This is a genomic window from Rhizobium sp. BK512 (assembly GCF_014194915.1).
Lineage (GTDB): Bacteria > Pseudomonadota > Alphaproteobacteria > Rhizobiales > Rhizobiaceae > Rhizobium.
This window is the reverse complement of sequence record NZ_JACIAS010000002.1, coordinates 199,033-218,651: the sequence shown is the minus strand read 5'-3', so window position 1 is coordinate 218,651 and position 19,619 is coordinate 199,033. Positions and strand designations below refer to the sequence as shown.

Annotated in this window: 24 protein-coding genes and 1 pseudogene; 12 read left to right on the top strand and 13 right to left on the bottom strand. The window is 62.2% G+C overall.

Translation table 11 applies throughout. The annotated features are described in order from the left end of the window. Positions 1 to 363 precede the first annotated feature (363 nt). Positions 364 to 969: a J domain-containing protein gene (locus FHX06_RS07000; RefSeq protein ID WP_113117685.1), complete on the bottom strand. Its 606-nt coding sequence runs from the start codon at positions 967 to 969 to the stop codon at positions 364 to 366. A gap of 719 nt (positions 970 to 1,688) precedes the next feature. On the opposite strand from FHX06_RS07000, the gene FHX06_RS06995 reads away from it, so the two are divergent. Then, the gene (locus FHX06_RS06995) at positions 1,689 to 1,901 is read left to right on the top strand and encodes a cold-shock protein (protein ID WP_007818490.1); all 213 of its coding nucleotides are present in this window, start codon (positions 1,689 to 1,691) and stop codon (positions 1,899 to 1,901) included. A 231-nt stretch (positions 1,902 to 2,132) separates the two neighbouring features. Here the strand turns inward: FHX06_RS06995 and FHX06_RS06990 are convergent, their stop codons facing one another. Then, entirely contained in the window at positions 2,133 to 2,513 is a 381-nt protein-coding gene (locus FHX06_RS06990; RefSeq protein WP_210300495.1) for a winged helix-turn-helix transcriptional regulator, read from the bottom strand. 47 nt (positions 2,514 to 2,560) lie between these two features. Here FHX06_RS06990 and FHX06_RS06985 point away from each other — a divergent pair, with 47 nt between their 5' ends. Together FHX06_RS06985 and FHX06_RS06980 are read left to right on the top strand one after the other, a co-directional pair. Then, positions 2,561 to 3,370 carry an SDR family NAD(P)-dependent oxidoreductase gene (locus FHX06_RS06985; RefSeq protein ID WP_183878676.1) on the top strand — a complete coding sequence of 270 codons (810 nt, stop codon included), beginning with the start codon at positions 2,561 to 2,563 and terminating at the stop codon, positions 3,368 to 3,370. 236 nt (positions 3,371 to 3,606) lie between these two features. Beyond that, on the top strand, positions 3,607 to 3,993 hold the full coding sequence (locus FHX06_RS06980) for a hypothetical protein (RefSeq protein WP_113015978.1): 387 nt from the start codon (positions 3,607 to 3,609) through the stop codon (positions 3,991 to 3,993). 6 nt (positions 3,994 to 3,999) lie between these two features. Here FHX06_RS06980 and FHX06_RS06975 read toward each other — a convergent pair whose 3' ends face one another. The 5 genes from FHX06_RS06975 to FHX06_RS06960 all read right to left on the bottom strand — a co-directional run bounded on the left by FHX06_RS06975 (position 4,000) and on the right by FHX06_RS06960 (position 6,870). Next, positions 4,000 to 4,287 carry a hypothetical protein gene (locus tag FHX06_RS06975; protein ID WP_183878674.1) on the bottom strand — a complete coding sequence of 96 codons (288 nt, stop codon included), beginning with the start codon at positions 4,285 to 4,287 and terminating at the stop codon, positions 4,000 to 4,002. A 177-nt stretch (positions 4,288 to 4,464) separates the two neighbouring features. Further along, positions 4,465 to 4,782 carry a hypothetical protein gene (locus tag FHX06_RS06970; protein ID WP_183878672.1) on the bottom strand — a complete coding sequence of 106 codons (318 nt, stop codon included), beginning with the start codon at positions 4,780 to 4,782 and terminating at the stop codon, positions 4,465 to 4,467. A 271-nt stretch (positions 4,783 to 5,053) separates the two neighbouring features. Then, on the bottom strand, positions 5,054 to 5,608 hold the full coding sequence (locus FHX06_RS06965) for an alpha/beta fold hydrolase (RefSeq protein ID WP_183878670.1): 555 nt from the start codon (positions 5,606 to 5,608) through the stop codon (positions 5,054 to 5,056). Between the two features lie 120 nt (positions 5,609 to 5,728). Further along, positions 5,729 to 6,061 (bottom strand): FAD-dependent monooxygenase, encoded by a 333-nt coding sequence (locus FHX06_RS36170; RefSeq protein ID WP_312866464.1) that lies wholly within the window; start codon positions 6,059 to 6,061, stop codon positions 5,729 to 5,731. Between the two features lie 32 nt (positions 6,062 to 6,093). Then, complete coding sequence (locus tag FHX06_RS06960) at positions 6,094 to 6,870, bottom strand: FAD-dependent oxidoreductase (RefSeq protein ID WP_312866463.1); 777 nt, start codon at positions 6,868 to 6,870, stop codon at positions 6,094 to 6,096. A 77-nt stretch (positions 6,871 to 6,947) separates the two neighbouring features. Here FHX06_RS06960 and FHX06_RS06955 point away from each other — a divergent pair, with 77 nt between their 5' ends. The 3 genes from FHX06_RS06955 to FHX06_RS06945 all read left to right on the top strand — a co-directional run bounded on the left by FHX06_RS06955 (position 6,948) and on the right by FHX06_RS06945 (position 8,505). After that, entirely contained in the window at positions 6,948 to 7,640 is a 693-nt protein-coding gene (locus FHX06_RS06955) for a TetR/AcrR family transcriptional regulator (protein ID WP_183878668.1), read from the top strand. A 183-nt stretch (positions 7,641 to 7,823) separates the two neighbouring features. Then, on the top strand, positions 7,824 to 8,204 hold the full coding sequence (locus tag FHX06_RS06950; RefSeq protein ID WP_210300472.1) for a type II toxin-antitoxin system RelE/ParE family toxin: 381 nt from the start codon (positions 7,824 to 7,826) through the stop codon (positions 8,202 to 8,204). Beyond that, complete coding sequence (locus FHX06_RS06945) at positions 8,179 to 8,505, top strand: helix-turn-helix domain-containing protein (protein ID WP_112546657.1); 327 nt, start codon at positions 8,179 to 8,181, stop codon at positions 8,503 to 8,505. Before FHX06_RS06950 ends, FHX06_RS06945 begins: the two co-directional genes overlap by 26 nt. A 90-nt stretch (positions 8,506 to 8,595) precedes the next feature. Here FHX06_RS06945 and FHX06_RS06940 read toward each other — a convergent pair whose 3' ends face one another. Further along, on the bottom strand, positions 8,596 to 9,783 hold the full coding sequence (locus FHX06_RS06940; protein ID WP_183878666.1) for an arabinose transporter: 1,188 nt from the start codon (positions 9,781 to 9,783) through the stop codon (positions 8,596 to 8,598). Between the two features lie 293 nt (positions 9,784 to 10,076). Between FHX06_RS06940 and FHX06_RS06935 the strand changes: the two genes are divergently transcribed. Beyond that, positions 10,077 to 10,553 (top strand): hypothetical protein, encoded by a 477-nt coding sequence (locus FHX06_RS06935; protein WP_112971972.1) that lies wholly within the window; start codon positions 10,077 to 10,079, stop codon positions 10,551 to 10,553. Positions 10,554 to 10,608: 55 nt separating this feature from the next. Here FHX06_RS06935 and FHX06_RS06930 read toward each other — a convergent pair whose 3' ends face one another. Beyond that, the gene (locus tag FHX06_RS06930; protein WP_183878664.1) at positions 10,609 to 11,439 is read right to left on the bottom strand and encodes a glycosyltransferase family 25 protein; all 831 of its coding nucleotides are present in this window, start codon (positions 11,437 to 11,439) and stop codon (positions 10,609 to 10,611) included. 215 nt (positions 11,440 to 11,654) lie between these two features. Here FHX06_RS06930 and FHX06_RS06925 point away from each other — a divergent pair, with 215 nt between their 5' ends. Further along, positions 11,655 to 12,086 (top strand): hypothetical protein, encoded by a 432-nt coding sequence (locus tag FHX06_RS06925; protein ID WP_183878662.1) that lies wholly within the window; start codon positions 11,655 to 11,657, stop codon positions 12,084 to 12,086. 55 nt (positions 12,087 to 12,141) lie between these two features. On the opposite strand, the pseudogene FHX06_RS06920 reads toward FHX06_RS06925, so the two are convergent. Together FHX06_RS06920 and FHX06_RS06915 are read right to left on the bottom strand one after the other, a co-directional pair. Next, positions 12,142 to 12,243: pseudogene (locus FHX06_RS06920) on the bottom strand (IS5/IS1182 family transposase); the annotation flags it as partial. A gap of 17 nt (positions 12,244 to 12,260) precedes the next feature. Next, entirely contained in the window at positions 12,261 to 13,046 is a 786-nt protein-coding gene (locus FHX06_RS06915) for a YdcF family protein (protein ID WP_183878660.1), read from the bottom strand. A gap of 305 nt (positions 13,047 to 13,351) precedes the next feature. Here FHX06_RS06915 and FHX06_RS06910 point away from each other — a divergent pair, with 305 nt between their 5' ends. From FHX06_RS06910 to FHX06_RS06895, 4 genes are all read left to right on the top strand, one after another. Then, on the top strand, positions 13,352 to 14,293 hold the full coding sequence (locus FHX06_RS06910; protein ID WP_183878658.1) for a glycine betaine ABC transporter substrate-binding protein: 942 nt from the start codon (positions 13,352 to 13,354) through the stop codon (positions 14,291 to 14,293). Beyond that, on the top strand, positions 14,290 to 14,949 hold the full coding sequence (locus FHX06_RS06905; protein WP_162710184.1) for a L,D-transpeptidase: 660 nt from the start codon (positions 14,290 to 14,292) through the stop codon (positions 14,947 to 14,949). The genes FHX06_RS06910 and FHX06_RS06905 overlap by 4 nt, the downstream gene beginning before the upstream one ends. Before the next feature lie 45 nt (positions 14,950 to 14,994). Further along, complete coding sequence (locus FHX06_RS06900; protein WP_112546651.1) at positions 14,995 to 15,315, top strand: hypothetical protein; 321 nt, start codon at positions 14,995 to 14,997, stop codon at positions 15,313 to 15,315. Positions 15,316 to 15,525: 210 nt separating this feature from the next. Then, a complete protein-coding gene (locus tag FHX06_RS06895; RefSeq protein WP_183878656.1) occupies positions 15,526 to 17,865 on the top strand; it encodes a calcium-binding protein in 2,340 nt (779 codons plus the stop codon). Positions 17,866 to 17,963: 98 nt separating this feature from the next. Here FHX06_RS06895 and FHX06_RS06890 read toward each other — a convergent pair whose 3' ends face one another. Together FHX06_RS06890 and FHX06_RS06885 are read right to left on the bottom strand one after the other, a co-directional pair. Then, positions 17,964 to 18,536 carry an EF-hand domain-containing protein gene (locus FHX06_RS06890; RefSeq protein ID WP_183878654.1) on the bottom strand — a complete coding sequence of 191 codons (573 nt, stop codon included), beginning with the start codon at positions 18,534 to 18,536 and terminating at the stop codon, positions 17,964 to 17,966. 147 nt (positions 18,537 to 18,683) lie between these two features. After that, positions 18,684 to 19,610, bottom strand: a complete 927-nt coding sequence (locus FHX06_RS06885) for a LysR family transcriptional regulator (RefSeq protein ID WP_183878652.1) — start codon at positions 19,608 to 19,610, stop codon at positions 18,684 to 18,686. Positions 19,611 to 19,619 lie beyond the last annotated feature (9 nt).

Sequence of the window (19,619 nt, the reverse complement as noted above, 5' to 3'; positions counted from 1 at the left end):
TGACCTCGTTCCGGATGACAGGCTTAAGCCCACAGCGGCAACTTGGATGCGCCGCAGTCACCGTCAAGGCAGTGCGGCAGAGAAGCGCAGTGCCCGGTCTCCGGCCTCAGATCAGATGGGGGATAGCGCCATGCAGCGTGGCCCCCTCATCCGACCCTTCGGGCCACCTTCTCCCCGCTGGGGCGAAGGGGAACCCGCGGCACCATTTGCTATCAAATGAGGTAGTTTGGTGGTGAGCGAGGCGTTGCAGCAACGCCCCTTCTCCCCGGCGGGGAGAAGGTGGCCCGAAGGGCCGGATGAGGGGGCCACGCACACAGTTTGCAGTTACTCATCGAGAGCGGAGAAACAAGGGCAAACCGTGCCCTACTCCGCAGCCTCCCCCCGCTGCGGCTCCACCACCTCCACCGTCACCTCCTCCAGCGGCGCCAGAACCTCCACCTCATACGAGTAACCCTCGAGCATCGTATAGGTGTGCTCGATCGTCTCGATCTGCTTTTCCGTCTTGCGGATGGCGTCGGCGATGGCCTCGCTGCGGGCGCGCAGCATGGAGCCGAGCACGTCGGTTTCCGGGCGGCGTCCGAGGCGGTCTATGTGTTTGCGCACGCGGGCGCGGTGGCGTTCGAGCTCCAGGATGTGGAAGCGGCTCTTGACGATGTCGTCGGAGAGTTTGCGGCGCATGGCGGCCACGGGATCGAAGCTGCCGGGTTCGCGCTCGTCGAGGATCACCTCGTTGACCAGCGATTCCAGCATCAAGACGCCTTCGAGATCCCTGGGATCGGCAAGCTGCGGATCGTAGCCGGTATCGTCATAGACACGCCGGCGCACGGGATCCTGCAGCAGTTCATAGGCGATCTGCAGCCGGTTGAAATTGTCGACATCGCCGCCGGCATCCGGATGCGCGCCCTTGGCGGCCTTGCGCCAGGCAAGCTTGATCGCCTCTCCACTGGCGTCGCGCTCCAGTCCGAGCATGGCATAGGGATCGATCACGCCGGCATTTCCTTCATTCACTGCTTCGTCCCTCCGAGACCTACCGGCTGGCAGACGCCGCATCAAGCCCCGAAACACGCTGCCATATTTGCGGCAGCTCGGGACGAAATTGTGGAACGGCGCCGATTTTCCCACAGATGAAAGGTTAATGCGACGAGTTTTCCCTCTGGTGTGGCCGGCAGAAAGGCTCGATCCCACGGCACGGCCTTCCCCTCGTTGCGAAGTTTGTGCGGCCGCTGCCTAAAAAAGCCATGGCCGACCCGCCGCATACCTCGGCCAGCAGTAGTATCGAACCACGCCCAGGTTGCAAATGCGCCCCCCGTCCCGCAATGATACAGATCCGTCAGCATAGACTAACACTCTGCCAACCATTTGAATCATCATCAATTCTCGCAACCGCGAAAGACATGCCACAATATTACCGCTTGCTTTTTGCCCGAAATGCTGGCACCAACTGCGACACTCGGGCATTTCGCATGCCGGTGACTGGACTGAAGTGGTAATGTCCGGCTGGAGCGCCAATTCCGGTTGGGCGGCATGGGTGACACCCATGTGCGTAGATGTTCTTTCCCCGTACGTGACGTCTCGACTGACCCTTCGCGTCCGGCTTCCAGGCCGAAACGCGAAAGCTAAAGCCGTCCGCCTCCCCACCGCCGGGGGTGCGGATAAACTAACTACCAATGGGAAAAGGACTATCCCCCATGGCCACCAAGGGCACCGTAAAATTCTTCAACCAGGACAAGGGTTTTGGTTTCATCACGCCGGAAGGCGGCGCGAAGGACGTTTTCGTCCACATCTCCGCTCTCCAGGCTTCTGGCATCCAGTCGCTCCGCGAAGGCCAGCAGGTTTCCTTCGACACCGAGCCGGATCGCATGGGCAAGGGCCCGAAGGCTGTTAACATCCAGGCCTTCTGATCTGATTCAGGTCTTTCTGCTTCGGCAGGCGACGGCGCTCCGCAAGGGGCGCCGTTTTTGTTTGCGGGGTTCAACGACTTATCCTGACCGCAGCGGCCGCGCCCTTCGCCCTAACCCTCTCCTCTTGCCGGGTAAGAAAGAAAGGGCGAGATAGGTCGCTCGACCCCGGTCAGGTGCCCGAAGGGCGGATGAGCGGGCCGCACATTCGCAGCGCGTGACTGAATGCCTCTTCTACCTCCCGGCAGAATAATCCCGCGAAAACTCCCGAGCCGCCATCAAGACCGGCATCAGCGCCCTGCCCGCCTGAGACAGTCGGTATTCCACGCGTGGCGGCTTCTCGCCGAAATCACGCCGCTCGATCAGCCCGTCCTCTTCCAGTTCCCGCAGGTGCTGTGTCAGCATCTTCTGAGAAATACCCGGCATGTCCCGCTTCAGCTGCAAGGTGCGTATCGAGGGCTCGGCAAAGAGCCGGAACAGGATCGGCAGTTTCCAGCGCCCGCTGATCATCTTCATGACCCGCGCCACATGCGCAACCGAGCCGTCAGGCCCGAGGCAGGCGGAGCGCTCTTCCTGGTCCATGGGCACTTTTAAGTGCGTAATTGTGTCGAGCATCATCCTGTTCTTCTGTGTTGCATCCACTCCAAGATAGGGACACGGCCATGGATTTGAAACTCGACGGCAGGACAGCGCTTGTTACCGGCAGCAGCAAAGGCATAGGCGAAGCGATCGCGCGAGGGCTCGCCCGCGAGAAGGCTACCGTGATCGTCCACGGCCGCGACAGGGGCGAAACACAGCGCGTGGCCCGTGAGATCATTGCCGAAGGCGGCCGCGCCCATGCGGTCACCGGGGACCTCACCCTGGACGAAGAGGTGGAAGGACTGATCGCCGAGGCACGCGGGCTTGCCGGCCACATCGACATCCTCGTCAACAATGCCGGCGGTTCCGGCCAGCCGGAGGATTGGGCGGCAAGCCGTCCCGCCTCCTGGGCCGAAGCCTATGACCGCAATGTCCTGGCAGCCGTGAGGGTCACCACAAGGCTGCTGCCCGAGATGCGCAAGGCAGGCTTCGGCCGCGTCATCAACATTTCCAGCCTCGCAGGCCTGATGCCGCCTGCCGGCAGGCCGGATTATTCCGCCTGCAAGGCTGCCATGAACGCCATGACCTCTTCCATGGCCAAGGCAGTGGCGACCGAAGGCGTGACCGTCAACACGATCTCGCCGGGCACGATCCGCAGCGCCCGCCTCGACGCCCGCTTCCGCGAGGTCGCCGGCGAGCGTGGCGTTGCCGGGGATGCCGCATGGGAGACGATCGAGCAGGTCGTGCTGCCGCTCTTCGCCGAAGTGCCGATGGGTCGCGTGGGCACGCTGGAGGAGATCGCCGACGCGGTCTCCTTCCTCGTCAGCCCGCGCGCCGGCTATATTACCGGGGTGAATCTCAGGGTGGATGGCGGGATGCTGCCGGCGATTTAGGGTGGGTGCGGCAGAAGACCCCACCCTGTCCAACTGAAAGATGGGCGACAGATTGAACCGAAGATATGGGCATAGTTCCGGTGCTGTGGCGACGCAGTTTGCAGTGGGCAATCTGACGAGCCTCGGCCGGCCGGCCGATAAAAGCGATTGGCCGCAAGCAGCATCGATGCTGGTTGTGATCGCGTGGCATCAGGCGCATCATTCCGGGAAGAGGATGAACGGAGAGGAGAGATAAGATGACCTGGTTCAAGGCATCAACGATGCTCGCTGCCGCCGTGGCCGTCCTGCCGGCCGGAATGGCTCTAGCGCAAACGATGACGAGCGTGGAGATCAAGGCGGCGCTGGAGGGAAATTCGATCAGCAACGAGAATGAGGTTCAGTACTTCAATCCGGACGGCACGGCGATCTACCAGAAAGGCAGCAAGAGAGCGAACGGACACTGGAGGATCGAAGGCGACAAATTCTGCTCCGACGTGATCACGGATGTCCGCCTTCTGGAGGCCGAAGACAAGCGCGAGGGATGGCAGTGTCACGCGGTCATAGGCGACAGCAAGCGTATTGGCTTCCTCGTTGAAAACCACGCAGATTCCTGGACGGTCTCCAAGGGCAGGAAGGTCGAGTAGCCTCATTTATTCTTCACCCAGATAGGTCCCGATATATTCGCCACGTTTCCAGAGCGTCGCACGCAGCCGGGCCTCGACCCCATCCGATGTCGCCGCCTGCAGAGACAGCATCTGGTCGGCGATCACCTCACCCCGCTGCAGGATCGCCTCGATGGCGGCCGCTTCCTCCACGGTATCGGCATAGTCGGGCATCGCTTTCAGCCGCAGTTCCGCAAACATTGCCGCTTCGTGCAGCTCGCTGCGGAGCAAGACGAGCTCCGTATCGTCGCTCCGTTGGAGCGGGCAGGCCTGCATGCAAAACTCCCTCTCTGGATATCGCTGCCGTCATAAGGTTGTATCCGCCAATGCGGACAACAATCAAGGAAATTATTCCTATCTTCGATCACGATCCATATCAGCGAGACTTTTTCGGAAGCTCGGGACGCTCGATAGCAAACAAAGAGGGTGATGTTTCGCACCGGCACGCGGCGCTCAGGCCGCCTCGCTGTGGCGCTCCACGAGCTCGGCCCATTCCATCGCCGCGTGGCGTCCGCACACCGTCTTGTCGTTCCCGATGACAGCGGCGATGCGCCGGAAGAGTTCGTCGGCAAAGGGCGCGGGCATGCCGGATTCGGCATTGCCGGTCGGGCGAAGTACCGAGCCCTCGGCAAGATGGATCATCTCGACGCTGAAGCCCTCATGATCGCCCGCAAGCTCGGCAGAGCCATAGAGCAGCAGGCCGTTATCGTTGCGGCCGAGAATGGGAATGACGAGTTCGTCGAAATCGAAGCGCAGGCTGAAGGGGTTCATCGAACGACGACCTCCTGCTGGATGCGCTCCGCACGGATGAGCTGCCACTCATGGCGGCCGGCGAGCAGGACCACGAAGCCGGCCGCAAGAAAGAGGCCGGCCAGCGGCTGGATCATGCCGATGGCGTGAGGGCGGCGGCCGGGGTGCCCCGCCGCCCTACAATTTGTTCCGGAATGCTCAGACACCATGCGCCAGCTCCTGCATCGGCTTTGATTTCAGCGATGCAGGAGGATGCGATGGCAATGGTTGTCGGATGGAATGGAGCGGCCGCCTATCCGTCCAGCGAGACTATATCCTTGGCGACGTCGGCGAGATCGCTGTCGAGCTGATGATCGCGCCCCGGCAGCGAGCAGAGGACGGCATCCGGGATCGCCCTGGCGTAGAGCTCGATATGGGCAAAGGGCACGGTATCGTCTTCGCTGCCGTGATAGATGAGCACGGGCAGGCCCTCCGGCAGGCTTTCGGAAAAGTCGTCGCGCCCGGCAATCTCATCGCTCTCCCACCCGCCCTCGCCCATGAAGGGCGGCGCGATGAGGATGACCGCGCCTGGCTCGAATGCCGGCCAGTCCTCGGCAAGCGTATGCAGAAGCACGGTGCCGCCGAAGGAATGGCCGATCAGGATGGCGCCATCCTCAAGGGTTTGGAACTCGGCGACGATAGCAGCTTTCCAGGCATTGTAATGCGGATCGCCCTCATCGGGCATGCGGGGATAGCGGATGGCGTAGGCATCGCCGAGTTCACGCGCCAAGCTGTCGACGAGCTTGTTGTCCCACTGGTCATGCGTGGTTTCGCCCGCGCCCTGGATGAAGAGGATCTGTGTTGGCATGGAAGTGTCCCCTGATGTCGCCATCAGGGAGATGGGTCATCGCAGCGGCAGGACAAGATTGACGGCCTACACCGCGATGGCGTTTCTCTTTCGCTCAGGCAACCTGCCCGGACGTCGATCTCAGGAATTCGGGATTCCGAGAAGCTCCTGCTCGAAAGCCTCGACCAGCCCGTAGGGGGCCGTTTCGCCGAACAGAAGCGTGGTGAGCTTGGAAGCCTCCACTGCCGCTGTCGTGCTGCGCGCGAAGAGCTCCCTTTCATATGCAAGCAGTGCTGCCTCGATATCGCCAGACGATGCCGCGATGGACTTGCCGAGTTCGGCGCCGTCATAGATCGCGAGATTGGCGCCTTCTCCCGACGGCACCATCAGATGCGCGGCATCGCCGAGAAGGGTCACGCCGGGAACCCGGCTCCATCGATGCGTCTCCGGCAGCGTGTGGATGATACGTGGCACCGGCCCCACGTCGCATCCGGTGATCAGCGCCGTCAGCGATGGAGCCCAGCCGTCGAATTCCGCGGCAATGCGGCTTTTGGCAGCTGCCCGGTAGAGACGTCGATGCTGTCGACCCACGCCTTCGGCCTTCTCAGGGCGATATAGGCGTGCAGCACCCCGTCCGGCTCGCAATGCGCCATTATGCCCTTGCCGGGTGCGAGCGCGAACATGGAGCCGCCACCAACAGCCTGCGCGCTTTCGCGGTGATGGACATCGGCATCGTTGAGCCATGTCTCGAAGAAGACCAGCCCGGTATAGGTCGGCGTCGCATCCGTCAGGAGCGGCCGCACTTTCGACCAGGCGCCGTCGGCGCCGATCAGCAGATCGGTCGTCACAAGCTGCCCGTCGGCGAATATGAGTTCGTGTCGCCCATCCCCGAGGGATCGTGCCGACGAGAGCTTGTGGCCCCAGTGCACCGCATCCTCCGGCAGGGACTCCAGGAGAATGCGCCTCAGTTCGCCTCGCTGCACTTCGGGGCGCCCGCCCTTCCCGTCATCGGGATTGTCCATGAGAAGCGTCCCGTCCTTGTCGAAGAAGCGGGATTGCTGTCCGCCGGGATGGATAAGTTCGAGGAACTGTTCGTAAAGGCCTGCATCCTTCAGGCCGAGCTGGCCGTTGAAATCGTGGATGTCGAGCATGCCGCCCTGCAATCTCGCCTCGGGAGAGGCATCGCCTTCATAGACCGTAGCGCGGATGCCGTTGATGTGAAGGACCCGCGCAAGGACGAGGCCGCCGAGGCCGGCACCGATGATGGCAACAGGTATATGCATGTCAGCTCTCCGGAATTATTTAAAATGGAATGTCATTCCATAGTTGGAATGTCGTTCCATCCATGTCAAGGTGAGGCATGAGAAAACCCGATGGAAAGCGAAGACAGGATTCACTGACGAGGGAGCGCGTCGTCGATGCGTCCATCGCCATTCTCGACGAGGGCGGAGAAAAGGGGCTGACCTTCCAGGCCCTTGCGAAAAGACTGAAGACAGGCGCCGGAGCGATCTACTGGCATGTCGAAAACAAGAGCGACCTCCTTGTAGCCGCCTCCGATGCGATCGTTATCAACGTGATCGCCACGTGTTCGGCCGGCGGATCTCCGGCGGATAAGATCCGCGCCCTCGCCCTCGACCTGTTCGACGCGTTGGACGAGCGTCCATGGCTCGGCTCGGCCTTGGCGCAGGCACCGGGATCGATGCCGACGATCCGCATTCTCGAACATCTCGGCCGGCAGGTTCGGGCGATGGGCGTGCCCCATGACGATGAATGGACTGTTGTGGCCGCGCTTCTGAACTATGTGCTCGGAGTGGGCGGCCAGAACGCGGCCAATGCCGAGATGGCGCGAATGCAGCATCTCGAGCGCGACGCATTCCTCGGCGAGATCGCGCTGAGATTGTCGGCCCTCGATCCCGAGGATTTCCCCTTCGTGCAGAGCATCGCCCCGAAAGTGCCTGACCATGACGACCGCGCCGACTTCCTGACCGGTATCGACCTCTTTCTTGATGGGATCGCTCGAAGGATCGCCGGCAGCCTCACGGTTTCGGATTGACCCGGGGTCAAAGCGGCGCGGAAGGATTGCGTTGCAGGACTTTACGTCCCGCCGTCCTTCGCCGTGGCGAATCTGCCGTGTGTTTGCTAACGGTTTGCCCTTGAAATTGCCCCCCGACCATCGGCGCATCCTTGAAATATCACACTTGGTGTGACATATAATGGTGATCATTTGAAAGTCTTCATGAACGCCTGGTTCGAGCGGTTTGCGAAAAAGGAAGGGCTGGATCAGACGGCCCTGTGGAAAGCGATAGAGCTTGCGGAACAAGGTTCGATCGATGCGGATCTCGGCGGGCACGTCATCAAACAGCGGGTGGCGCGTTCGGGAGGCGGAAAGTCTGGAGGATACCGGACGGTTATCCTCTACAGGAAGGAAGAGCGCGCCTTCTTTGTCTACGGATTTCCCAAGAGTGCGCGCGCCAACATCGAGGAAGATGAAGAACGCGCGTTCAAGAAGATGGCGAAGCATGTTTTGAACCTGTCGGATACCCAGCTTGAAAAGCTCGTGAAATCCAGGGAATTCAAGGAAGTAAAGCGAAATGGCGAAAAAGAAATACAAGAGTGAGGCCTTTGCTTCGATCCATGAAACCATGGAGGCCCTCCATGAGATCGGAGCCATCGACAAGGTCACGATGAGAGAGTTCGACGAAGTGAGCCTCGTCGAACCGACAGCATTGTCCGGGCAGGAAATCCGCAGCATTCGCGAGCGCGAACACATGTCTCAGCCGGTTTTCGCCCGCTATCTGAGGGTCAGCAAGAACTTGCTCTCCGACTGGGAGCGCGGTGTGAAGAAACCCGGAGGGCCTGCGCTCCTCGTTCTATCGCTCGTCAAGCAGAAGGGCGTTCAGGCAATCACGCTGGCCTGACACCCTTCCCTCTGCATCACTCCGAGGCAAGCAGAAGGAAGATGGAGGCGAGGAAACATCCTCACCTCCATCAACGGAAAGGCCGCCACGTCACCCTGCAGTGACCGCCTTGCTTCTCCGCAACACCACAGCGACGACAAATCCGCAGATTGCCGACAATCCGCCGACCAGAAACACGCTGCCATAACCAGCCCGGTCCGCCAGTACGCCGGCGAGCGGCCCGGTCAGTCCGTAGGCGAGATCCTGAAAGGCCGAGAAGCCGCCGAGCGCCGTGCCACGCAGATGCGGGGCCACGAGATGCACGACCTCTCGCCCCATGGCGGGAAAGATCATCGAGCAACCGAGGCCGGTCATGAAGGCGCCGATCAGCGCCACGGTGGGATCTGCCGCCGTCCAGATCAGCAACTGCCCCATCGCCTCGACCGCAAGCGAAACCACGGCGACCGCAAGCCCGCCGTAACGATCCGGCAGGTGGCCGAAGACGAGGCGTACCAGCACGAAGCCGCAGCCGAAGGCAGTCAGCCCGAGGCCGGCATGATCCCAGCCGAGATCGCGGAAATAGAGCGTGAAGAAGGAGCCGATCGCCGCAAAGCCCATGCCCTGCAGGCAGACGATCAGCCCATGCAGCCAGATGCGGCCGATGACGGCGGCAAGCGGCGGCCGCTCCCTGTCCGGATGGGCGGCGACGGCCGGCACGCTGCGGATTGCCGCAAGCCCCAGCAGAGGCAGCGCGGCGCCGACGGCCATCGTCCCGGCAAAGCCGATGTCGTCGAGGAGCAGCAGGCCGAGCGGCCCGCCAAGCCCGAGCGCGCCATAGATCGCCGCGCCGATGAGCGCCAGCACCCGGCCGGAGCGCTGCGGCCCGACAAGCCCGATACCCCAGGCAATGACGCCGACGGCGACAAGGCTTTCGCCAAGCCCGATCAACAGCCGCCCGGCAACGAGAATGGCGAAGGCCGTGACCGGGTTCTGCAGCGACAGCCCCGCGGCAAGCGACATCAGCGCACCCGCGACATAGAAGGCGAGCCCGCGCTGCACGGCGACCTTGGCGCCCCTGCTATCCGCCAGCCCGCCGGCATAACCGCGGATAAGGATGGTGGCGAGAAAGGCAATGCCCACGCCGAGACCCGCCCAACCATTACTCAGGCCGAGCGCACCCGTCACGAAGACCGGCACCACGGGAAGCGCGATCGCGACGCAGAGATAGGAGATGAAAAGGATCGCGGTCAGCAGGTAAAGCCTGGCCTGCTCGCGATCACTGCTAAGACGGAAAGCCATGAAAACCTCCTGGCTGTTCCCTCGTCGACGGGCACAAAAAAACGCACTCCGACCGGCGAGGATCGATAAGTGCGTTGCTTGACGTCAAACGCTTACGGCCAGAGGACTGGCATGGGCCGGGAGATACGGGATATGTGGAGAAGTGTCAACGGTGGCGCTCGGGTGGTCGCAGTCGAAACAATGCCCGGCTCGCGAACGACGCGCATCTGTCGGGCTGGAAGAATCCCGTAACTTATGCACTATTCCGCAGAGCCCGCGCGCCGCCGAAGCCGTGCACAAACTGTTGGAATCCAATGATCAAAGATCTCGCGCAACTTCTGCACTTCGACTCCGAACAGCAACTCTCTACCCTGAATCCCGTCCCCGACAGCGTTGTCACGGAAATCGCCGCACGCCACCCCGGCATTTCCCAACAATATCTCGAGTTCCTGCGTGCAGTCGGAACCGGCGAAACGGCAAGAGGCATGTATGTCTACCAGCCCGACCCCGCATCGTCAGTCAAGCAGCATACATCCTATCAGCTTTACAACTCCCCTGCCTATGCTTCGCTCTTCGGCCCACGTAAAAGCGATCCCATTCCCGCCGATGCGGTGGCAGTGGCCGACGCCGGCGCCTCTTGGCGCTATTGCCTTTGCCCCTCTCTCGGGGAAGGTGTTTTCTGCCTCGATATGGCGGGTCCCACATTCGACAAAGAACATGACGACTTCTTCACTTTCGTCGCCACGAATGTGATCATCAACACGCTGGCGGAGGATGCCTCGCCGCATTGACGGGGCAAGCCCCGATCAAAACGCCGGACATTTGCGCCACTGGTTCAATCAGCTCCTACCCGACCACCGGCACCAGCAGCAGCCCCAGCTGGGCCGATTTCACCACGGCCTCGTTGAACCGTGAGCGATCGACGAGAACATCCCGCTTCTTCCCCCACAACAGGCCGGCAATGAGGTTTCTCGCCTTGATGCCTTCGAGCTCCATCCGGCGCGCGAACCTGCGTATCTTGCTGAGCGGCAGGAAGACCAGGTCCTTTTCCGGGCGCACGAAATCGGCGCTCTCGGCCTCGGTTTCCAGAAACCGCTGTTGAATGACCGGCGCCGGCTCGATCTGGTAGGCGGCGAGCCAGGAGCAGTGCCAGAAATGCGCGTCGATCAGCGAATAGGTGGTGGTTTCGGAGAGCATGCGTTTTGCCGCCTCGGGGCCGATGACATAGCCTGCCAGCCCTACCCGGTTCTGATAGACGCGGGTCGCGCCAAAACCGCCGGCCTCATCCTGCCACGCGCGCTTGCGGTTGAGGATATGACGCCGTGGGGCGAATTCGAGGTCGTAGACGGTGTTCCATGCCTCGTTGCGCGCTTCGATATTGGCAAGAACGGCCGCGATATCGTCTGACAGCACCGCATCGTCTTCGAGGATGAGTGTCCTCGCACCATGCTCGACCACTGTTTGCCAGGCCTTGCGGTGGGAGTGGAAGCAGGCGATGTCCTGCCGCCGCGTCGGGCTCGGCCAGTTGCTGGCGGCCGTCTGGCAATCCTCGTCCGACAGGTCCGCCGCCTCGAATGCGTCGAGAAACTCGTAGGAAAGGCCGAGTGCGGCCATCTGCCGGATCTGGAAGCTCCGCCGAACCTCCTCCGCCTTCCTGCTGATGATCAATATTCTCAAGAGAGCTCCCTGGCGCCCGATACTGCCCCGCGCAAACATATAGCCATGTTCCGATGCGAGCAAAAGTGCGGAATTCGCCAGGGTCCGCACTCATGGCAGGCCGGCGGTGAGGCATACCGCAACCCATCGCCCGGAAGATCCAAAGGGGCGAATTGCTGGGGGAAGAGATAGCGAGTAGAATCCGGGAGGTTAATTCGACCATAGGGAGTGGGCCAATGAGCAGACTGTTAATCCTGTCAGCCAGTGCCATCCTGGCACTAGCGTCCGTGGCGTCCGCTGCGCCGGCTATGCAACCGCTAAAGATTTCCAAGGAATGCAGCCAGTACACCGGCGAGACCCCGAGCTTCTGCACCATTACGGAGTCGAACCTCGCGGCGATCCCGGCAGGCACAAAGATCCTATACTATGGGCCGGTGACCGGCAGTCCCCTTTTCGGCAGCAGCACGGCTGTTATTGCAGTCGGAAACGGAGACACGGCGGTCGGGTACTGCGTCACCTACGACACTGCCAGCCCGATGCAGGGAACCTGTGCGTTCCATGCCGGCAGCGGAACGCTTGCCGGCTTCCAGGCAGTCGTCAAGGTCACGGTCGACGACAAGCAGATCTATCACTGGGACGGGGGCTACCTACTTGGCGCCACCAAGTGAGAGCGGAGGAAATCCCGCTCTCGTTCGGCTGTTTGCCGTGAATTCGTGCCCCGAGTCACAACCAGCCGGTGACAGTGGCGGCGCCACAGACGGCTGCAAGGAAGCTCGTCGCTGATCGATCGTACCGGGTTTCTGTTCGGCGGAAGTCTTTGAGCCGTCGAAGACCACGTACCCTCACTGCGGATAAAGCGTCGAGACGCGCCCGGCGAAATAATAGGCGACGATGCCGATCCATTCCCGGATGCCCGTCGTCAACAGGTCGACATTGTCAATCGGATGGCCGACGGACAGCGTCAGGCCCTCTTCACCTGTCGTGCGGTAATCGGCGGCCCAGGGTGTGACGTCCATGCCGAGATTGCGGAAGATTGCCACTGCCCGTGGCATGTGGAAACCCGATGTCACGAGCAGGCAGTGGTTGAGGTTCAGCCGCTGCAGGATCACCCTTGTATTGATGGCGTTCTCATAGGTATCGCGCGACTGCGTGTCATATTCGACGCGGGCCGGATCGATATGGAAATCGTCGAACATCCTGCGGATGACGTCCGCTTCCTTGACGTAGCCGCCGAGAAGACTGCCGTCGCCGCCGGACATGATGACCTTGGCATTGGGATAGACGCCGGCCAGGCGCACCGTTTCGATGTAGCGATCGGCCGCGTCATCCAGGTTGTAGCCGCCGCGCACGCCGTCGACCTTTGTCGCGATCCCGCCGCCAAGCAGGACGATGCAGGCGACATCGGCAGGTGCGGCCGGCCGCGGAAAACGATCCTCCAGCTCCTGCACGATCAGCGCACCTGATGTGGTGTAAAAGCTGACGGAGATGAGGACCAGCGACAGGAGCCCGACCGCGATGGCGGAGCGCCGGAAGGAAAAGAACATCAGAAGCACGCTGAGCGCCATCAGGAGGAAGAAGATCGTCACCGGCTGGGAAACGATCCAGAAAATCTTGGCGAAAACAAACATGGGCGTGCTGGGGTCCTGCTGAAACGCGGCCACGAAACCTTATTCGCGGATTCGGGGCAAGTCCGGTTTTTCGTGTGAGGCCGCAGTGGTGGAGGAAAGTCTGCGCAGAGCGCAGCGGCGACCCGAAGCCTTCCCCGCTTCGCGGTTCAACTCCTGAATTTACGCCGGAGTTTACCGTAACGTACTTCCCCGGCATGTGCACAATGTGCTTAGGACTCGGGCCTGCTGGGGAGCGGAAACGGAGGGTTTCTTTGAGACATCGTCAGAGGGAAAATCCGCAACGGCACCGCTTTCGGGCGAGAGCCATGCTTGCCGTGACGGCATCGATCTTCATCGCTTCCGGCTCGGCGCACGCCGTCCAGGCCGCCGATCTCGTCATCGCCGTGCCCAACTGGCCGTCCGGCCAGGCGACCGCCAATATTCTCAAGGTTGCGATCGGCAAGACATTCGGCCTTGAGGCCGACCTGCGCGAGATGGGCGAGCTCAATGCCTTTGCCGGTCTCGAGAGCGGCGAGCTTGACATCCACCCGGAGGTCTGGCGGCCGAACCTCGATGCGGCGATCGAAAAATATGTCGATGACAAGAAGGCGGTAGTTCTGGCAAAACGCGCCGTTGCCGCCTGGCAGGGCCTCTGCGCCACCGAGGACGCCGAAAAGGCCGGCATCAAGAGCGTCAAGGACCTCTCGGACCCTGAAAAGGGCGCCCTGCTCGACACTGACGGTGATGGCCGCGGCGAACTCTGGATTGGTGCACCGACCTGGACCTCGGCAAGCATCGAGCGGGTACGCGCCCTGAGCTACGGCTACGCCAAGAACCTGGCGCTGGTGGAAGCGGAAGAGGATGTCGGCATGGCCGCCGTCGATGCCGCAGTCGCCACCGGCAGGCCGATGGTCTTTGCCTGCTACGCGCCGCACAACGTCTTCGAGCTGCACAAGGTGATACGGCTGCAGGAACCGGCCTACGATCCCGCAGAATGGAAGATCGCACCCGGCAGCGATCCTCTCTGGATCGAGCATTCAAAGGCCGATGTCGCCTGGCCGCCATCGGAATTCCACATCGCCTGGTCGGCATCCTTCGGTCAGAAACATGCCGATGTCGCCGCCTTCCTGCAGAAGGTCGACCTGACGCCGCAGGAAGTGACCATGATGACCTACGCGCTGCAGGTGGAGCGCACGCCGCCTGCCGCCTATGCGGAAAAATGGGTGGCCGACAATGCCGCCCGCATCCAGGGATGGGCAAAGCCATGAGCCGGACATTGCAAAAAGCCGCCCTCGCCGCGCTCGCGCTCGGCTTCGCCGCCTGTGTCGCCCTTGCTGCCGGCACGCAGATCTACGATCCCAAGACGCGGCAATGGGTCGATTACGACAAGAACACGGCCCGCAAATACTTCGCCCGCAACAAGCAGGTTCCGGATGCCTTCCGCCGGCAGGTCGTGACCTTCCGCACGGCGGAGGAGCCGGGCACGATCATCATCGACGGCAACCAGCATTTTCTCTATCTCGTGCAGCCCGGCGGCCAGGCGATCCGCTACGGCATCGGGGTCGGGCGCGAAGGCTTCGGCTGGGCCGGCATCGTGCGCGTCGGGCGCACAGCCGAATGGCCGACCTGGACCCCGCCCGCCGAAATGGTGGCCCGCGATCCGAACGCCGCCAAATGGGCAGCTGGCCAACCCGGCGGCCCGGACAACCCGCTCGGCGCCCGCGCCCTCTATCTCTATGCCGGCGACGCCGACACGATCTACCGCATCCACGGAACGCCGGAATCCTGGTCGATCGGCCTCGACGTATCCTCGGGCTGCATTCGCATGAACAATGACGACATCATCGACCTGCACTCGCGGATCAAGGTCGGCGCCAAGGTCATCGTCCTGATGCAGGGCGCGGCCCTCTACAAGGGCGTCTGACGGTGGATGGCATCGGAGCGTGAGTGTTTCAAACGGGGGATCAACATGCGCATTTTCCTGAAGAGCCGGCCGCTTCCGGCCCTGCTCCTTTGCTCGCTCTCGGCATTGGCGGCCTGCCAGTCGGCCCCGCCGCCCGATCAGATGTCGCGCACGGCGGTCGAGACCGCGCCCGCCGACCTGCAGCTCCTCTGCGCCGATGCCGCCGCCAAGCAGGCCGGTCTCGACAGGGCGAAAATCCTGCCGACCGGCTCGCGCCCGGTCGAAGCCGGCGGCTTCAGCGTCGATCTCGATGCCTCCGGCCGCAAGTTCGCCTGCGTCATCGACCGCACGGGCGTGGTGAGGAGCGTTCAGCCCGCCTCCGCCTAGGCGCGGACCGCCTTCCCGAAGAGACCGCCGAAGAGACCGCTGTGCCGTTGCGAGGTGATGGGCTCGCCGCCCGGCTGCCGCCGTTCTCTTTTGAAAATTATCCGGACTGTCGGGTAATCTTCAAAAAAGAACGGTATGGTAGCAATACGGATCGGATCTGCAGCACCCCATTCATTCATTCGGTTACTATCTGTCTGAGGAGGAAGGTAAATGCCGTTTGCGGAATCTCAGGTCAACACATTCACGGTCAATTCTCAGTACAGTACTGTGACCACCCAGCTGCCGGGCGGCGGATGGGTGATCACATGGGCCTCCACCCTGGAGGATGGCAGCGGTACCGGCGTCTACCAGCAGGTCTTCGACGCCACAGGCTCCCCCTCCGGTCCTGAAACCCGAGTCAACACCATCGTCGAGGGAAATCAGGAGATGCCGGCCATCGCCGCCCTTACCGATGGCGGTTGGGTCATTACCTGGGGAGACCAGGGCATCTCCACGCCTGGGGTCTATCAGCAGGCATTCAACGCTGATGGTACGCCGCGCGGCAACGAGACCCAGGTCAACACCTATGAAGGCGGCGGACAGGGGCTACGGTCGGTCATGGGGCTTTCTGACGGAGGCTGGGTCGTCAGCTGGCTGTCGGTAGGCCAGGGCGGGACCTATCAGCAGGCCTTCGCCGCCGACGGCTCCAAGGTCGGTGGAGAGACCCTTACAAACGCCAGTTCGATGGCGCCGCTCGATGGCGGCGGCTGGGTCGTTACCGGGACCCTGCAGGACGGTTCGCAAACCGGCATATTCCAGCAGATCTACAATGCCGACGGCACGCCGCACGGCGGGCAAACCCCCGTCAATACCTACACCGATTCCTATCAGGGCAGCCCGACGGTGGTGACACGTGACGGCGGCTGGGTCGTCATCTGGGGATCCAATGGCCAGGACGGTTCGAGCGGCGGGATCTATCAGCAGGCCTACAATGCCGATGGAACACGGTTCGGCACCGAGACACGCGTCAATACCACAACCGACGGCAACCAGGGCTACCATACCTCCGCCGCATTGGACGGCGGCGGCTGGGTGGTGATCTGGCTCTCGGGCGACGCCCACATGATGCAGCAGGCCTACAATGCGAACGGGACGCCACAAGGCGTCGAGACCCAGGTCGATACCGACGGCATGTATGCCTCGAACCAGAAGGTGACGGCTCTTTCCGATGGCGGCTGGGTGGTGACCTGGACGGTGATCGGCAGTTCGGAGACCTTCTATCACGTCTATCAGCAGGCGTTTAATGCCGACGGGACGAAAAACGGCGACGAGACGCTCCTCAACACGCTGACCCATACCTACAAGGATATGCCCCAGGTGGCAGCACTCGATGACGGCGGTTGGGTCGTCAGCTGGGCGTCCGACAGTGATTACAACGACGTCAACGGATATAATGACGGCATCTTCCAGGTCCGCTTCGATACCGACGCCCATGCGGTGGAGATTCCCGGCAGTCGCATCTACGGCACCTATCCCGACAAGAACCTGGTCGGCACCCCCGCAGACGACGCCATCTACGCAAGCTCCGGCAATGACACGCTGACAGGCCTTGCCGGCAACGATCATCTGGACGGAGGATACGGCCACGACCGGATGACGGGCGGCCTCGGCGACGACACCTACGTCGTCGACACCGCTGCCGACAGGGTGATCGAGCTGGCGGGACAAGGTACAGACACGATCCTTGCCCAGGTCAGTTACTCGCTTGGGGCCAATGTCGAGAACCTCGCCTTCGTCGCGGAAGGCAATCTCTATGGAAGCGGCAACGCGCTCGACAACGTCATGACGGGCAACAGCGGCAACAATAGTCTCGGCGGCGCAGCGGGAGACGACACGCTTTCCGGTCTCGACGGCAACGACTATCTCGATGGCGGCGCCGGCAATGACACGCTCTACGGCGGCTCCGGCGATGACATACTCGCTGGCGGCACCGGCGACGACACCATGGATGGCGGAGCTGGAAACGACAAGTACAAGGTCGACAGCGCCGGCGACGTCGTCCACGACACCGGCGACGACCCCTCGTATTTCACCGATATCATCTATTCCACCGCCGAGACCTATTCGCTCGCCGGAACGGGAGCCGAGAGCCTGATCCTTCAGGCGGGCGCCGTGACCGGGATCGGCGATGCCGGCAACAACCAGATAACAGGCAATGCCGCGGCCAACACGATTGTCAGCGGCGGCGGCAGTGACGGCCTGGCCGGCGGCGGCGGCGCCGATACTTTCCTCCTTGCCGCACCGAGCCCATCGAACTTCGTTTTCATCGGCGATTTCGGCGCGGACGACTTCCTGTCGTTCAAGTCCAGCGACTTCCAGGGCATGACGGCATCCACCCTGGATTACCATGTCGGCAAAACAGCCATTGGCACGGACGCGCAGTTCTACTTCAACACGTCCGACCGCACGCTCTATTGGGACGATGACGGCACCGGAGGAGACGGCGCCGTCGGCATTGCCATGCTGAACGGAGCCTATCTCCTCCAGTCCGGCGACTTCCTGTTCGCCTGACAGGCGTCGACCACGGCAGGCAGCGCTTTTCTGTTGCGAAGGGGGGAGCGGTTCAGCGACCGCTCGCCCGTTTGTCTCCCTTACCCGGCCGCAGCCGGTTATTTGAACTCGTCATAAAGCGAGAGCAGCGAGGCCTGCGCGGCGATCGTCGTCTTGATCGTTTCCGACATTGCCGGCTTCTTGCTTTCTACGTCGATGGCATCCTGGAAATTCTGCAGCGTCTCCTTGGAAGCCTCCAGGGCCTGCGCCCGGATGCGCTCGACCATATCGGCATCGAGATGGCCGACCTTGAGCGGCAAAAGGATCTTCAGCCCCTCGATGATCTCATCCTTGTCGATTGCCCCCTTGCCGGCGGGATCGAAGGTCGACCAGCGGTCTTCGGCGGCATCGATATCGAAGATCCTGTTATCGGCATCGGCAAGCCGCTTTTGCGCGGCCATGTATTCGTCCTTGCTCATCATCCCGTCACCATCGATGTCGGCGTCATCGAGCGTTTGCTGGGCGGTACGATCGTAGAGGTCGGCCAGCAACTGGTCGTCCGATTTTGCAGGAAGCGCGTTCGCCGCTTCCCCTGATGTCTTCTCGTATTTCTCCTCGCCGAAAACGGAAACGGCGACCCTGGGCATGGCATTGAAAACGCTGCGGACTGAATTATCGGAACCGACGATCACGGTGTCTCATCCTTCTGTTTGGCGTGTTGATGCGCGCAAACTGGAAAGCGGAGCTTGCATGAAACTGGCCGAAAACCTGTGTCGGCGCCTTGTGTTATAACGGTAACGAAATTCCCGAAACAGCAGCGCCCGGGACGGCAGGGCCGCCTATTCTCCCGCCTGCAGAACCGGGGGATAGGCGGCACTGCCCTCCCCGCCGAGCCGCTCCAGCATGATCTCGATCAGCGCCCGCACCTTGGCCGGCACATGCGGCCCTGGCGGACGCACCACGTAGATCGCGCCCTCGTCCAGATAATATTCGACCAGAAGCGGCACGAGCGTGCCCTTGCGGATCTCTTCGGAGACGATGAAGGACGGCAGTTCCGCCACGCCGAGCCCGGCAATCGTCCAGCCCAGGTGCACCTCGGCATTATCGGTCAGAAGCCGTCCATTCGGGCGGATCGACACGATGCGCTTGCCGGCACGGAACTTCCATTCCGGAATATGGCGCCCGGAATAGATGATGCAGTCATGCGAAAGCAGGTCTTCGGGCCTCTCGGGGCGACCGTTGCGGGCGAGATAATCGGGGCTGGCGACGATGAAGGGCCTGACCGGCGCGATGCGGCGCGCGATCAGCGAGGGATCGCGCAGCTCGAAGAGCCGGATCGCCGCATCGTAATGTTCGTTGATGAGGTCGACGGCGCGCTCGGAGAAGGAGACATCGATCTCGAGGCGCGGATGGCGGCCGGCAAGCTCGGTCAGGATGGGGCCGAGATAGCGCTGCCCAAAGGCAAGCGGTGCGGCGAGCCTCAGGCGCCCGGTAACATCGCCGCCGGCATAGGTGGCGACCGCATCCCGCGCCTCCTCGAGTTCGGCGAGAATGCGCCCGCAGCGCGCCTTGAATTCGAGCCCGGCCTCCGTGGCGCTGATACCGCGCGTGCTGCGATTTATCAGGCGCGCCCCAAGATCAGTCTCCATGCGCGCGATACGCCGGCTGACGATCGACTTGGACACACCGAGGCTCTGGGCGGCGCGATTGAAGCCGCCGCTTTCGACCACCGCCACGAAGCTTCTGATATCATCCAGGTCGATCATCTATGTTCC

Excerpts from the sequence above, each read along its gene's own strand:
- FHX06_RS07000 (WP_113117685.1), bottom strand. The coding sequence starts at position 969 with ATGCTCGGACTGGAGCGCGACGCCAGTGGAGAGGCGATCAAGCTTGCC.
- FHX06_RS06995 (WP_007818490.1), top strand. The coding sequence starts at position 1,689 with ATGGCCACCAAGGGCACCGTAAAATTCTTCAACCAGGACAAGGGTTTT.
- FHX06_RS06990 (WP_210300495.1), bottom strand. The coding sequence starts at position 2,513 with ATGCTCGACACAATTACGCACTTAAAAGTGCCCATGGACCAGGAAGAG.
- FHX06_RS06985 (WP_183878676.1), top strand. The coding sequence starts at position 2,561 with ATGGATTTGAAACTCGACGGCAGGACAGCGCTTGTTACCGGCAGCAGC.
- FHX06_RS06980 (WP_113015978.1), top strand. The coding sequence starts at position 3,607 with ATGACCTGGTTCAAGGCATCAACGATGCTCGCTGCCGCCGTGGCCGTC.
- FHX06_RS06975 (WP_183878674.1), bottom strand. The coding sequence starts at position 4,287 with ATGCAGGCCTGCCCGCTCCAACGGAGCGACGATACGGAGCTCGTCTTG.
- FHX06_RS06970 (WP_183878672.1), bottom strand. The coding sequence starts at position 4,782 with ATGAACCCCTTCAGCCTGCGCTTCGATTTCGACGAACTCGTCATTCCC.
- FHX06_RS06965 (WP_183878670.1), bottom strand. The coding sequence starts at position 5,608 with ATGCCAACACAGATCCTCTTCATCCAGGGCGCGGGCGAAACCACGCAT.
- FHX06_RS06960 (WP_312866463.1), bottom strand. The coding sequence starts at position 6,870 with ATGCATATACCTGTTGCCATCATCGGTGCCGGCCTCGGCGGCCTCGTC.
- FHX06_RS06955 (WP_183878668.1), top strand. The coding sequence starts at position 6,948 with ATGAGAAAACCCGATGGAAAGCGAAGACAGGATTCACTGACGAGGGAG.
- FHX06_RS06950 (WP_210300472.1), top strand. The coding sequence starts at position 7,824 with ATGAACGCCTGGTTCGAGCGGTTTGCGAAAAAGGAAGGGCTGGATCAG.
- FHX06_RS06945 (WP_112546657.1), top strand. The coding sequence starts at position 8,179 with ATGGCGAAAAAGAAATACAAGAGTGAGGCCTTTGCTTCGATCCATGAA.
- FHX06_RS06940 (WP_183878666.1), bottom strand. The coding sequence starts at position 9,783 with ATGGCTTTCCGTCTTAGCAGTGATCGCGAGCAGGCCAGGCTTTACCTG.
- FHX06_RS06935 (WP_112971972.1), top strand. The coding sequence starts at position 10,077 with ATGATCAAAGATCTCGCGCAACTTCTGCACTTCGACTCCGAACAGCAA.
- FHX06_RS06925 (WP_183878662.1), top strand. The coding sequence starts at position 11,655 with ATGAGCAGACTGTTAATCCTGTCAGCCAGTGCCATCCTGGCACTAGCG.
- FHX06_RS06915 (WP_183878660.1), bottom strand. The coding sequence starts at position 13,046 with ATGTTTGTTTTCGCCAAGATTTTCTGGATCGTTTCCCAGCCGGTGACG.
- FHX06_RS06910 (WP_183878658.1), top strand. The coding sequence starts at position 13,352 with ATGCTTGCCGTGACGGCATCGATCTTCATCGCTTCCGGCTCGGCGCAC.
- FHX06_RS06905 (WP_162710184.1), top strand. The coding sequence starts at position 14,290 with ATGAGCCGGACATTGCAAAAAGCCGCCCTCGCCGCGCTCGCGCTCGGC.
- FHX06_RS06900 (WP_112546651.1), top strand. The coding sequence starts at position 14,995 with ATGCGCATTTTCCTGAAGAGCCGGCCGCTTCCGGCCCTGCTCCTTTGC.
- FHX06_RS06895 (WP_183878656.1), top strand. The coding sequence starts at position 15,526 with ATGCCGTTTGCGGAATCTCAGGTCAACACATTCACGGTCAATTCTCAG.
- FHX06_RS06885 (WP_183878652.1), bottom strand. The coding sequence starts at position 19,610 with ATGATCGACCTGGATGATATCAGAAGCTTCGTGGCGGTGGTCGAAAGC.